This window comes from Neobacillus sp. MER 74 (assembly GCF_023714155.1).
Window position 1 is genome coordinate 127,872 of the sequence record NZ_JAMAUV010000003.1, and the last position, 13,239, is coordinate 141,110.

The window sequence follows — 13,239 nt, forward strand, 5'->3', positions numbered from 1 at the left end:
TGGTGAAAGAAAAATTCTTTTTTTAACTTTTGTATCTAACAATTTATGTCACCTCCAAAACCTTTCCATTGACTTTTTTTACCCTTGCAGGAATTCCAACTGCCGTAGAATAAGATGGTATAATACTTATTACAGTGGACCCTGCACCAATAATACTCCAATTTCCAATCTTAATATTTGGAATAATTGTGGAACCAGCTCCAACATGTGAACCGTCACCTATTTGGACATTTCCTGTTATATTAACTCCTGGCGAAATATGTGAAAAATCCCCAATAACACTATCGTGTTCAATAATTGAACTTGTATTTATAATACAATGTTTTCCGACTCTACTATCAGCATTTAGAACCGCGTTTGGCATCACTACGGTTCCAGGCCCTATCTTTGCGCTAGGACTTATTACAGCTGAATTGTGTATTAAGCTAGGAAAATACTCATCTGAAAGGTTTAGTCGATTAACAATAGATTGCCGAATGTTATTATTTCCTATAGCTATGAAAAACTTTATATCATAAATGTTCTCTACTAGCCTATTAGCTGAAGAAATGGGCCCACAGTAAGTATTGTTTATAACTTTAACTTTGTCGTATCTATCATCTAAGAATCCAACAATTTCATATCCCTGATTAGAATGAATGATATCCGTAATAACCCTACTATGCCCTCCGTGACCAATCAAAATAATTCTCAACTATGCTCCCCTCCAACGGTAGAATCTGAACCCTTGAAGTTTTCCATTGTAACTTGACCTGGTTGATTGATCCCCTCGGATTTTACTACTTTGTAGACAGTTAAGAATAAAATTTTAATATCTAGTAAAAACGAATGATTATTTACATACCAGATATCCAATTCAAATTTTCCCTCCCAAGAAATAGCATTCCTACCATTAACTTGTGCCCATCCTGTTATCCCAGGTTTCACATTATGACGAAGAGATTGCTCCTTGGTATATAAGGGGAGATATTCCATTAATAAAGGCCTGGGGCCAACTAAACTTATATCTCCTTTCATAACATTTATTAGTTGTGGGTACTCATCTAGACTAAACTTTCTTAGAAACAGGCCAAATGGAGTAAGCCTTATATTGTCAGGTAATAATGTACCTTTATCATCTCTCTCGTCTGTCATAGTACGAAATTTGTATAAGTAAAAAGGTTTCCCGTATAAACCGGGACGTTGTTGTTTAAAGAGTATGGGACTTCCTAATTTTAATCTAATAATCAAAGCAACTATCAAGAAAATTGGGAAAAGGCTTGTAAAAAAAATAAAAGAAATAATGAAATCAAACAATCGCTTCATTATAAATCACCTTCCCAGTATTTAATTAATTCTTAACTGCTAATAGCTGTCGTTTAATATCTTCTACCATTTCCTCAATTTTCAAATTTTTGTTCTCCATCCCTTTTATATAGGCGTATACTAGAATTTCCTGAAGTTCACTCTGTGTAATTTTTTCAGACAAGTTCAATTTTCTTACCTCACTTGATTAGTTTAATTCTTTAATTCAAGTTAATTACCCTAAATAACTACTCTTATAAACAATATTTAAACTTATGACACTTTCATAGTAGTAGTATGCAAAATAACAAATAAGGATTGCGTAATAGATTAACTTCTGATCCTTTTCATTAAAAACCTTTACTATCCAAGATATTAAAATAATCTGGTACAGTTCAAAATAAATATTAAACCTTGCGAATATCCAATTTTGTGTCGATATAATCATAAATACTAAACCAATAATCGACATATTCACTATAAAGTCACTTTCAGGAAATATTTCACGAAGCCGGTCTCTACCAAAATATGCTATTACTAATGGAGCGGCAAATACTACTACCCTAATTTTGTTTGCTCCTCCTTCAGAAAAGTTACTATATTCACTGTATTGTGTATCTTGAATTGTAGAGAATAAAACAGAAGAAAATTGGTTAAATCCTAAAACAATTATTACAGACATTAGTAAAAGTATTAGTGTTGCTTTTGACCATGCCTTATATCTCACTAAAAAAAATATTGGTATTAATATCAGTGCACTTTGGTGAAATAAAGATGCAAATATAATAACTAGTGTGTATTTGAACCAATTTCCTTCAATTAAGTACTTTGTTGCAGTAAAAATAATAGATGCTGCCAGACACTGCCTAATTCCATTCATTGTAATTAGAAATAGTCCCCCTGTTATATAAACGTAAATACTTAATTCTAAAATTCTAGAATATTTATATAAAACAATAAGGATAAATAAATTTGTGATTACCGCTGTTGTAAATATTAAAATTTGTGGGTCGTCTGAATACCTTTTTAAAAGCATTTGTAATATTCCAAAGCCAATATCTTTTTGAGATTTGATCAATTCCCAAGTAAAATCAAAGATTTTATAAGAGTGCATGTAAAAGAACGTATCACCGATGTTATTTCGTAGGCCTGAAACCATAATTAACGATAATAATGCTCCCAAAATAAAAATTTTATTTGGTTTTACTAAAATATATGAATCATTTATAATTATTGACTTAGAAAAATATCTTGAAAAAAATGAAAATATAAAGACTATGGAAAGATTTATCCAAAGTATTGTCATAATATCATTCCTTCCAATTCTTTATTTCTCCTAATCTTATAGTTATAGTGAATCATACAGTTTTCGACTTTGAAACAATGTAAAAAAATAATATAATGCCAAATGGCATTGCTAAGAATGTTAATACTTTCGCTGGACTTTCTCTTAGAAAATTCCAATTACTAATCATTATACTGCTTGATACATAATGAATCGCCTGTCTAAATTTAAACAGACCATTTGTAAATGGCAGTTTCATAAGTTCCTTTCTGTAAAAAGCAAATCCTCTTGGATTTCTTATATACTGTTTAAACATATTTAAAGAAGATCCATCAGGTAGATACTCTACGTAACAAAGAATTTCATTTAATAAGAGCATTTCATACTGCTTATCAAGTAGGTAGTATTTATAGGCCAATCCTACATATTTTTCATCCTCGAATTTAGGATATGGATTTTCCTTTGCTAACTTCGTCCGATAAACTAATTTCTTGTCGCCTGTTCCCCCATGTTTGTAATAGATATCGAACAAAGTAGAACTTTTAATAGTCTGAGGTAACTGGGTACCTATTACTTGATTATCTTTAAATGCATCAAGCCCAATAATACCGCTAAATCGATCGCTCCCATATTTTTTCCAAAACGAAACAATCTTCTCAACAGCATCTGCAGGCATATAATCATCAGAATCAATACATACATTTAGTTCTGTATTGATGAATTCATAAGCTGTATTATGTGCACAATGCATTCCTTGATTTTCTTGCCAATGATAGTGAATTTCTATTTTATTTTCTTGTATCCAACCATTTACTAATTCTCTTGTATCATCCGTTGAACCATCATCAATGATTAACCAAACAAAATCATTACACGTTTGATGAACAAGACTTTGGTAACACTTCTCTAGACAATACGCCCGATTAAAAGTCGGAGTAAATACAGTTAATATTTTCATTGATTTCACCCCGATACTCTCAAATAATAATCTTCAACCTTCTGAGCAGTAACACTAATATCATAACCTCGTTCAGCAATGACATTTGAATATGCTTCTCTATTTGGGTTACTTTCAACTATTTCATGTATTCTTTTTACCCATTTTCCCTTGTTATTTAAAGGAAGGAATTCCACTTGGTTACAACCAAGGTCGACTTCCTTTGAAATATTTTCAGAAATAACACATGGTAATCCTGCTCCTTGTGCCTCAATAAGGGAAACTGGTAAGCCCTCATGTAAGGAAGGGAATACAAATAAATCAAATGCCTGAAGAATACGATTAATATCGTGTCGGATACCTACAAACTTTATCTTGTCGCTAACATTCAAATCAACTGCTTGCTTTTCGAGTTCAGAACGAAGCGGACCATCACCAATTAGTAATAACAATGAGTCATTTTTATGTTTATTAAATTCGGCAAATATCTCCAATAAAAATGTATGATTTTTTTGATGAGCAAATCTACCGACATGCCCAAGTACAATGGAATTTGAATTTATACTTAATTCTTCCCTTACTTCCTTTCTAACTTTCTCTGAAAAGACAAATTGATTACATTCAATCCCATTTTTTAATATTTTAGACACATAGGATTTTCGTTTAAATAGCCACTCAGCTGCATCATTTGAACATGCAAACAAATCTGTAGCACTTGAAAGTATAAAGTTTCCAGCATACCATTTATAAATTCTGGATGCTGCCCCTCCCTCACTGCTAGTATTATGGCTATGTGAAATTCGACTAGGAATCCCTGCTTTTTTTGCCTCACGTAGAACAAAACCACTCATCTTATCCATATGGGAATGAATAATTTTATAACTATTATTTTGAGAAAAAAATTTTTTGAGTTCTTTTAAATATTTAAAATGTCCAACATCTGTAATATATGGAATTCTAAAGACTTTTCCGCCCATTTCTGTAATTTCAGTATCAAATACTCCCTCTTTACAAGTTAAGAAATCAAATTGAACCTTGGATCGATCAATATTACGATATAGATTCATAATTAATGTTTCCGCTCCACCACGATTCATATTGACCACAACATGCAAGATTCTTAATGGACCACCCACAATATATCCTCCATTTCATTCATGTATCCTCGATAAATCTCACTTTTTTCATCTAAGACATTTTGGATGCTAAAATTTGAAAGGATCTTTTTACGTCCCTTTATTCCAAGTTGTTTTTTTAAATCACTATCATATGCTAGTTTCTTAATCCTATGGGCAAATTCGGCTGACTGATTATTAATTAGCCAACCATTTTGGTCATTTTGTACTAACTCCCTATGCCCTCTGTTGTTATTTGCTATTGTCGGAAGCCCACAAGCCATTGCCTCCATTATATTTACAGGAAGTCCTTCTCTAAGACTAGAAGCAACCGCAATATCAGATATTTTTAGTAGATTTTCAATATCATTTCTAAATCCAAGGAATTGAACCATGTCATCAACATTTAATTTTCTTGCAAGGTCTTTACAATCTTCTAATAAAAGTCCTTCACCAGCTAATAAAAGTTTTGCATTAGGCACCTCGTATTTAATTTGAACTAATGCTTCAATCAATAATCTTTGGTTCTTATTTTTATTAAATTCTGCTGCATAGAACATTAAAAAATCATTAGGTTTATATCCTAATGATTCCCTTACACTATGTTTTTGTGATTCATTCAGAGGTTTAAATATTTCAGTATTTACTCCCACACCGTGTACATGCTTGATAGATTTAGCCTTAAATCTATGATTCTTAGCCAAAAGATAGTCTTCTTGATTAATGGTAATTAGACAATCTGTAAGAGAAGCAAGAAACTTTTCTATTGGATAATAAAGTAGCCAGTTTATTAATGGAGCCCCTTTACAAAAATGAAAACCATGTGCTGTATAAATTACCTTAGTCCCTTTTTTTCTTGCATCCCTAGCCACTAAGCGTGATAGTACCCCCCCCATAGGAGTATGACAGTGGATAATACTGTAATGATTTTCATTTATTATTTTTTTCAGGTCTTTATAAGCTTTAATATTCATTTTATGAAGGGGTGATCTTTGAATCGGGATGTTAAACCTCTTATCAACAAATGGAAGTGTTAGATCACCCTGAGCTGCAACATGCACTTCCCATCCTTGTTCTTTAAACCATTTTAGATACGGTAAATGAAATGCTTTAAAGTGATAATCGACGGTTGCACAGAAAAGAACTTTCTTTTTCACTACTCCATCCATCCTTTTTATTTACTTGCTGATTTGCCTGAACAGATGTAAGTAATCCAACACTTTTTCTTTTATATCTTCACCCTGTAAGGAAAAAAAAAATGATTGCTTGTATGGATAAACTTCATTTTTTACCTACATCTTATTTATGGAGTTTCTTTAAACTGGGACTGAGATTTCCGATCGTTGAGTAACTTTATAATTAGCAAGATCAATGAGTTTAGCTCTAATTTCACCTTTTCCCATGTTTGAGTAAGTTAGAATTAATTCTTCAATTTCATTTATTAACAGTTCAGAAGTTTTCCCGATATAAATCTTTGGATAAATTTGCTGTTCGTGAACTTCATCCTCTTTTAGTAATTCCTCAAATAATTTTTCCCCTGGTCTAATTCCTGAAAACTCAATTCCAATTTCCTCTATTGAATTACCGGAGAGTTTAATAAGGTTTTTAGCTAAATCTACAATTTTTACAGGATCCCCCATATCTAGCACAAAGATTTCTCCTCCGTTTGCTAGCGCTCCTGCTTGAAGTACTAATCTTGATGCTTCCGGTATGGTCATAAAGTAACGAATCATATCAGGGTGGGTAACTGTAACAGGCCCCCCTTTTTCAACCTGCTTTTTAAATAGCGGAATTACACTTCCTCTACTTCCTAATACATTACCGAATCTTACTGCAACAAATTTAGTTTCACTTTGTTGGTCCATATGTTGGATGATCATTTCAGCTAGCTTTTTTGCAGCACCCATAACGCTGGTAGGATTCACTGCTTTATCTGTTGAAATCATTACGAAGGTCTTTACACCATTCCAACTCGCAGCTTTTGCTACATTTATTGTCCCAATTATGTTATTTTTAACAGCCTCTTCCGGATTTGCTTCCATTAAAGGAACATGTTTATGAGCAGCTGCATGGTAAACAATATCAGGTTGGTATCTACTCAAAACTGACATCAATTTCTTTTCATCTTGTATATCGGCAATCACTGGAACAAATTCAACTTCAGAATTTTTATTCATTTCTTTTAATTCCATTTCAATTGAATAGATGCTATTTTCACCATGCCCTAATAAAACAAGTGTTTTAGGATTAAAGTTCACTACTTGCCTGCAGATTTCAGATCCAATTGACCCTCCAGCACCAGTGACTAGAACAACTTTATTCGTAATATTATCTGATATGCTACTTATATCAAGTTCAACAGTCTCTCTACCTAGTAAATCCTCTACCTGAACATCACGAAATTGACTAACTGATACTTTTCCTGTCATTAAGTCTTCTAACATTGGTAATATTTGTGTTTTGGCATTTGTTTTTGCACATTCTAAAAAAATAGTATTCAACTCTTTTTTTCTCATTGATGGAATGGCAATGACAATATTTTCAATATTATTATCAATAACAGCCATTTCGATTTTATCAACGCCTCCAATTACAGGAATTCCCAATATATCAAGCCTGTGTTTTTTAGAATCATCATCAATAAATGCAACTGGTAATAAGTCTGCATGTTTATTTTGTAATAACTGCCTTACTACCATAGTTCCAGCCGAACCCGCCCCAACAATTAACGTTCTTTTTTTATTGTCAATTTTATTAAGACTAGAATCACGAAGCATTCGCCAGCAAAAACGAGATCCTCCAATGATGAACATATTAAGTAACCACGTTACTGCAAGTAAACGAACAAAGATTTCTTGAATGATAAGCTGTTGGAAAGTACCTGCAAGAATGACTGAGCTTGTCACTATTTTTAGGATACTTAACAATTCTCCAACACTGGCGTATTCCCAAGCTTTTTTGTATAAATGAAATTTAAGTGACAATGTATAATGACTTAATAAAATAACAATACAACTTAAAACAATTGGAAAAGTTATAACCTGAAAAGTTCCATTTACTAAAAAGCAGCTAATAAATATAGCAGTTAATACTATGCATGAATCTATAAAAATAAATAAGGATAATCGTTGGTGGTATGACATATTCCCCCCCCTTGGATATTGAGCAGTAAACCAACTTAATTTGTTGTTTTTGATCTAATTCGAATTGCATTATCAATTACTTTCTTTATATCAATTAATTGATCTTTTGATGCATCTTGTTTAATATATCTAACTGCCTTTTTTATGCATTTTGGATAAAGATTCTCATACTTCAAAATATCACTTCCTAAAAAATTTTTAATTATATGCTCTCCATAAAGAACATATAAATAAAAATTTTTTATTTTACAGGGCATTTAACCCTCCCTCACATCACACTCTTGACGACCCGCGTCTAAGGTCTTTCACCCACAGCATGACCGAGTGCCTCCATTGATATTGGAAAGGAGACATCTCCAGAAGTTTAAAAAACAAAAAAAGATATAATCGTTCCTAATAACGAACATATATTTCAAAAAAATTTTTTCCTTACTAACTATTGATTTAACACTACTCCCAAAATTTTGGCTTGGGAAAACTCAAGAACTTTTTTTGCTTCAGAAGCCTTTTCTAATTTGGTTTTCCCATTTAGAGTTACTAAAATAACCCCATCACATTGGCTTGCAAGAAGCTTAGTATCTGTTACCTCTAAGACCGAGTTAGAATCTATGATTGTCATATCATAAGTTTGTTCTAACTTTTTGAGAAGATCTTGCATCCGCTCTGAACCGAATAATTCAACTGGATTGAAAGGTACCACACCACTTGATAGTAAATCCAGCCTCCAGATTTCCGTATGATGAACGGCCTCTGAAAAAGACGATCTTCCCGTTAGAATATCCGTTAACCCAACTGAATTAGAAGTATTAAAGAAAGAATGTAAAGAAGGCTTTCTCAAATTCCCATCAACTAGCAGGACTTTTTTCTTCTGCTGGGCTAATGAAACCGCAAGATTAGTAGCAAAAGTAGATTTTCCCTCGCCATCACTTGATGAAGTAATTAATATCGTGCGACTCTGTTGCTCAGTCGTGATGAATTTAATATTGGTTTGAATCATTCTAAATTGTTCAGAAATCATAGAATCAGGATGAGTATGTGTAATAATTGTTCTTTTATCTGCCGACCAAAACTGGCGTATCTTATTTAATACCAACATTCTCCCCCCTGGATTCTAATTGAAATTTCATACTTCTCTTTTTTACATTCCTCTTACTTGCTTTTGGAACTCTTCCTAAAAAGGGAAGGTCCAGTAATTTTTCAATATCGTCTTCAGGTCGGATTCTATCGTCTAATGACTCCAATAAAAATGCTAATCCTATTCCAACAACAATCCCGCCAATTATAGCAATGTATAGTTTATTATTGTTTTTTGGATTGATAGGAGTTGGCTTGACTTTAGCTTTTGATAAAAGACGTACATAATCCTGGCCAACAATATTTGGAACCTCATCCTTAAAAATTTGTGCAGTGGTATCAGCAATTTTTGCAGCTTGAGAAGGATCCTGATCAACCACACTTATACTTACTACTTGGGATGATTCAAGACTCTCAACTGTAAGTTGCGTCGCAAGAGCCTCAGCTGAAACCTTTAAACCTAGTTGCTGAATAACTTTATCTAATATTACAGAGTCTTTCACAATAACCTGAAGTGTCTTTCTCGATTCTTCGTCAGCACCAATAATAACTCTAGAAGAAGAAGCAAATAAAGGGGTGGCGGAGGAATTATTTAATATACCTCCCACAAATCCGGCAATTATTGCTACAAATACAATAATCCAAAGCCTTCTTTTAATAACCAGGAACAATTCTTTTAGATTTATCTCTTTTGCTCTTTTGGGCGTTTCATTTAGTTGATTCACAAAATCACCTTTTTTATTTTTTTGTAAAAAGTTCAACATAAAGAACATCTTGATTTTTAAAATAAGAACTTCAATAAATACTAATATTTATATTTATATTTATTTATAATAATAGTTCTTTATATAGAACATGTCAATGAAAATGATAAATTATATCTTGTGGATCAAACACTAATACCCAGTTGATTTTTTAGCAAATGATTAAACATTCCTCGGTTATCATTTGCAAGATGATAAAATTGTCCTTGTTGTAAAATCTCCCCTTGCTCTAGTACGATAACTTGATCGGCATTCTGAATGGTCGACAAGCGATGAGCTATTACAATAATAGTCATTTTTCCTTTTAGTCTTTCAATTGCTTTCTGAATTTTTGACTCATTCTCAGTATCAAGTGCGCTAGTTGCTTCATCGAGTACAAGAATAGTTGGTTTTCGCAAAATAGCCCTTGCAAGTACAAGCCTTTGCCGTTCTCCTCCGGAAAGCTTTACTCCCCTATCTCCAATTGGTGTATCTAATCCTTTTGGTAGTTTTCGTACAAATTCGGCAGCTACTGAGAACTCCAAAGCATCCCATATCTCATCTTCACTAGCATTATTATTTATTATTAGTAGATTCTCACGGATGGTGGCATTAAATAAAAATGGATCTTGTGGTACATAACCAACTGAACGCCTTAATGAAAGTAGATTTTCGGTCCTTAGAGGATTACCATCAATTAGTACTTCACCAGATTCCGGTTGATTTAATCCCATCAATAAATCAACTAATGTGCTTTTTCCAGCTCCTGATTTTCCAACAACCGCAGTCATTTGATTAACAGGAATACGTAAGCTAACATCTTTTAAAGCATAAGTTGATTGTTTCTTGTTATATCTAAAAAACACATTTTTGCATTCTAATTCATTTTGGATTATAACTGGTTCTACATTATATATATCCCCTTCGTTCATTTCTTTAGCATCGAGACATTGATTTTGTAGATCAACCAGTGCCTTAAAGGATGGAATAATGGAACCTAATTGTTCTAAATTTGACTGAAGGCCTGAAAATCGAGGCCATAATCTTGAGAAAATCACAATTATAAGCATTAACTGCGCTGGCTGTGCTTGAAACATTTTTACAGCTAAAAACACAAAAGTTGCAATTAACAAAGAAGACACTACCTTATATACTAGTTGTGAGATTGTTCTTAATTGAACAAACTCAATGATGTTTTTTTCAATTTTTTCACTTAATAGGCGGAACCAGGATAATTGTGTCTCTTCTAATGTATTCCCTTTAATATCTTTAATGCCATTAAAATTATCTGTAATAGTAGCCAAATAGGTCTGTGATAATAGAAGTGTATCTTTCCCTATTTGGTTTGACTTTTTTATAAACTTTCTTGAGCAATAGATAAGGGCAACTCCGAATGCTAGAATAAAAAGTGTCATTTTGGCGGATAACAAAATGGCAAACCCTATTTGTATCATCATAAATATAATGGACGTAAGAAATTGTAAAAATAATTGTACCCCTCCACCTACTCGGGCAATTTCTGTTGACATTAAGTTGATTATATCTGATTTCCTCTTAGACAGAAAAAAGCTCCAATTAGCCTGCAGAAGATGTTGGTATGTTTGTTCTCTTAAAAATCTAATAAATCCTTGCTGGATTTTTGCATTTAAAATCATTTGATTTTGCTGAAAAATGCTTTGTCCTATCATTATCAGCACATAAATTCCTAAAATAATAGATAAACTAATCGTTTCTGGTAATCTATCAAATATATTTGAAATCCATGAAATTAGACTAGGATCATTAGATCCAAATACCATAATTTTTGTATGACTGATTAAAGGTACTAACAAAAATATTCCAACACTTTCAAATAAACTAATTAAAAACATCCCAAAAAGATTAAAATAAAGAATCCTTCCAGAATAAGAATGGATTTGTTTTGTAAAATACAGGATATGTTTCATTCGTTTGGCCTCCTACTGCAATGCTTGGCTCTTTGTTTTCCTCCAGGCCCATAAAATCGGCCGTAACGGAAAATATAAAAAATGAAGTACCTTAGGGAGTGGTAATGTTTTTGCATCCTCTGGATAAGGAAACAAAAAACTCATTATAAAGAACAGTTTTTGGTAAGAGGACATTAATGAAAAAAGATGACGCTTATGATAATTGGCCACATCTTCTGGAAGAGGATCCGTATGTAGATTCACCATTCTTTCAAGATAAAATATTGCCTCTCGGGCTAAACGTCTCGGTTTATCTCCCTTTAGTAATGGCTTCATTTCCTCTGTAATTGGCGTATTCAGCAGTTCAGAAGATAGGAATAGAGCTTGCCCTCCCAAATCATGATAATGATATTTTTTCAATAAATCATTATTTTTCTTCCAATCAATTCCTCTGCTTATTAATCTATGAATATCAATTAACCAACGAAGTCGTGACCAACCGTGTCTGCATCCATGAGTAACTAAAAATAAGAAGAGGTCTTCGTTACCTAATAAAAAGACTGGTTTAGTCGTCAATGAACTAGGCTTTCTTCTTTCCCATAATTCATTAAACGTGGGTTCAACTCCTGGTCCAGGATTTAACCTCCAGTGAACCTCAAGCTTTACCCCTTTCTCCGGATGGTAAAAGGTTATATGGTGATGCCTCCATTTCCAATCATTTAATACGGTCTCAATATAATCATCTTTTACGTAACCTGATCTAATAACGAGTTTCTCCATTTTTTCTAAGTCACTTAGAGAAACTAGTATATCTAAATCAACTGATGTCCGATGAGATAGGTCCCCGTAAAGTTCATTGGCTAAGATAGGCCCTTTTAAAAATAAAACGCGGATTTGATTCTCTAAACAAATATTATTGATTAGCTCCATCTCTGAACAAAGATATAACATTTGATATGTATTTCTTTTATAAAGATTTAGCAGTTTCCTAACAATGTATTCTGGAAGTTGTTGACTATTAAGTTTACTTATAATTGGATAAATTAAAGGATATACACGATGATGGATGGCTAACTTTAAAAACAAATCCCAATCAATATCTCTGTATTTAGTGAAATCGATTAAATTTAAATGTTCATGACCTTCCAACTTGATAATTTCAAGGATCAATGTTAGTTCGTCAGGTATTGACTTAAGGTCAAGTCTTGTATGATTATCCATTGCGTTCTCCTTTAAAACCTTCATCAGAAAATCCTTTTGCAAATTTGCCGACTACAGTATATCTTTCCATACCGTCTGCACCAGTAATATAATATGGTCCACATCTAACCCATGCATGAGCTGCAAGTCTTCCTGACTCATCTCTTCCAGTTCCTAAATAAAGCGTACTTTCCATATTCCTTCTTTCAAGCATTTTCACCGCAGCAATTGCCTTTACAAGACATTTACTTTCCCGAAAAGTATATCGTCCCATTATTTGAATAGATTGAGAGACTCTTTTTAACATCCTTACATCAATGTTTGCACTTGAAAAAGTAGTTTCTTTCATATGCTCACCTAAGGATGGTGCCACTTTATGGAATGGAATTTTTTTTAGGACACTTGCCCAACTTAAAAAAAGAAAAGCCTCAAGAAATAGTAGCATTGTATTCCTATCTAATGAGAAAAAAATCTTTAATTTATTCATAATTGAATATTAGTCCTTCCAAAGTATCTCTAACCATTCCTATTGA

The 13,239-nt window shown here is 32.8% G+C and carries 14 protein-coding genes; all 14 read right to left on the minus strand.

From position 1 onward, the window contains the following. Positions 1-43: 43 nt before the first annotated feature. Positions 44-694: an acetyltransferase gene (locus tag M3610_RS07305; RefSeq protein ID WP_251457815.1), complete on the minus strand. Its 651-nt coding sequence runs from the start codon at positions 692-694 to the stop codon at positions 44-46. Next, the gene (locus tag M3610_RS07310) at positions 691-1,305 is read right to left on the minus strand and encodes a sugar transferase (RefSeq protein WP_251457817.1); all 615 of its coding nucleotides are present in this window, start codon (positions 1,303-1,305) and stop codon (positions 691-693) included. Before M3610_RS07310 ends, M3610_RS07305 begins: the two co-directional genes overlap by 4 nt. Positions 1,306-1,330: 25 nt before the next feature. Next, positions 1,331-1,474 (minus strand): YwzD family small protein, encoded by a 144-nt coding sequence (locus tag M3610_RS07315; RefSeq protein ID WP_251457819.1) that lies wholly within the window; start codon positions 1,472-1,474, stop codon positions 1,331-1,333. A gap of 45 nt (positions 1,475-1,519) precedes the next feature. Further along, positions 1,520-2,590, minus strand: a complete 1,071-nt coding sequence (locus M3610_RS07320; protein ID WP_251457822.1) for an EpsG family protein — start codon at positions 2,588-2,590, stop codon at positions 1,520-1,522. A gap of 52 nt (positions 2,591-2,642) precedes the next feature. Further along, entirely contained in the window at positions 2,643-3,527 is an 885-nt protein-coding gene (locus M3610_RS07325; RefSeq protein WP_251457824.1) for a glycosyltransferase family 2 protein, read from the minus strand. 5 nt (positions 3,528-3,532) lie between these two features. Continuing rightward, positions 3,533-4,642 carry a glycosyltransferase family 1 protein gene (locus M3610_RS07330; protein WP_251457827.1) on the minus strand — a complete coding sequence of 370 codons (1,110 nt, stop codon included), beginning with the start codon at positions 4,640-4,642 and terminating at the stop codon, positions 3,533-3,535. Then, positions 4,627-5,790, minus strand: coding sequence for a glycosyltransferase family 4 protein (locus M3610_RS07335; protein ID WP_251457830.1), 1,164 nt, complete (start codon positions 5,788-5,790; stop codon positions 4,627-4,629). The genes M3610_RS07330 and M3610_RS07335 overlap by 16 nt, the downstream gene beginning before the upstream one ends. Positions 5,791-5,937: 147 nt before the next feature. After that, entirely contained in the window at positions 5,938-7,764 is a 1,827-nt protein-coding gene (locus M3610_RS07340) for a polysaccharide biosynthesis protein (protein ID WP_251457833.1), read from the minus strand. 35 nt (positions 7,765-7,799) lie between these two features. Next, positions 7,800-8,021 (minus strand): hypothetical protein, encoded by a 222-nt coding sequence (locus M3610_RS07345; protein WP_251457836.1) that lies wholly within the window; start codon positions 8,019-8,021, stop codon positions 7,800-7,802. 179 nt (positions 8,022-8,200) lie between these two features. Beyond that, positions 8,201-8,860 (minus strand): CpsD/CapB family tyrosine-protein kinase, encoded by a 660-nt coding sequence (locus M3610_RS07350; RefSeq protein WP_251457838.1) that lies wholly within the window; start codon positions 8,858-8,860, stop codon positions 8,201-8,203. Continuing rightward, the gene (locus tag M3610_RS07355) at positions 8,844-9,602 is read right to left on the minus strand and encodes a YveK family protein (RefSeq protein WP_251457841.1); all 759 of its coding nucleotides are present in this window, start codon (positions 9,600-9,602) and stop codon (positions 8,844-8,846) included. Before M3610_RS07355 ends, M3610_RS07350 begins: the two co-directional genes overlap by 17 nt. Positions 9,603-9,727: 125 nt before the next feature. Then, the gene (locus M3610_RS07360) at positions 9,728-11,527 is read right to left on the minus strand and encodes an ABC transporter ATP-binding protein (RefSeq protein WP_251457843.1); all 1,800 of its coding nucleotides are present in this window, start codon (positions 11,525-11,527) and stop codon (positions 9,728-9,730) included. Between the two features lie 12 nt (positions 11,528-11,539). After that, positions 11,540-12,727, minus strand: a complete 1,188-nt coding sequence (locus tag M3610_RS07365; protein ID WP_251457845.1) for a nucleotidyltransferase domain-containing protein — start codon at positions 12,725-12,727, stop codon at positions 11,540-11,542. Further along, positions 12,720-13,193, minus strand: coding sequence for a lasso peptide biosynthesis B2 protein (locus tag M3610_RS07370; protein WP_251457848.1), 474 nt, complete (start codon positions 13,191-13,193; stop codon positions 12,720-12,722). Before M3610_RS07370 ends, M3610_RS07365 begins: the two co-directional genes overlap by 8 nt. Positions 13,194-13,239 lie beyond the last annotated feature (46 nt).

Bases quoted from the DNA above. Each gene is read 5' to 3' on its own strand.
- M3610_RS07310 (WP_251457817.1), bottom strand. From the start codon at position 1,305: ATGAAGCGATTGTTTGATTTCATTATTTCTTTTATTTTTTTTACAAGC.
- M3610_RS07320 (WP_251457822.1), bottom strand. From the start codon at position 2,590: ATGACAATACTTTGGATAAATCTTTCCATAGTCTTTATATTTTCATTT.
- M3610_RS07325 (WP_251457824.1), bottom strand. From the start codon at position 3,527: ATGAAAATATTAACTGTATTTACTCCGACTTTTAATCGGGCGTATTGT.
- M3610_RS07335 (WP_251457830.1), bottom strand. From the start codon at position 5,790: ATGGATGGAGTAGTGAAAAAGAAAGTTCTTTTCTGTGCAACCGTCGAT.
- M3610_RS07340 (WP_251457833.1), bottom strand. From the start codon at position 7,764: ATGTCATACCACCAACGATTATCCTTATTTATTTTTATAGATTCATGC.
- M3610_RS07345 (WP_251457836.1), bottom strand. From the start codon at position 8,021: ATGCCCTGTAAAATAAAAAATTTTTATTTATATGTTCTTTATGGAGAG.
- M3610_RS07350 (WP_251457838.1), bottom strand. From the start codon at position 8,860: ATGTTGGTATTAAATAAGATACGCCAGTTTTGGTCGGCAGATAAAAGA.
- M3610_RS07355 (WP_251457841.1), bottom strand. From the start codon at position 9,602: ATGTTGAACTTTTTACAAAAAAATAAAAAAGGTGATTTTGTGAATCAA.
- M3610_RS07360 (WP_251457843.1), bottom strand. From the start codon at position 11,527: ATGAAACATATCCTGTATTTTACAAAACAAATCCATTCTTATTCTGGA.
- M3610_RS07365 (WP_251457845.1), bottom strand. From the start codon at position 12,727: ATGGATAATCATACAAGACTTGACCTTAAGTCAATACCTGACGAACTA.
- M3610_RS07370 (WP_251457848.1), bottom strand. From the start codon at position 13,193: ATGAATAAATTAAAGATTTTTTTCTCATTAGATAGGAATACAATGCTA.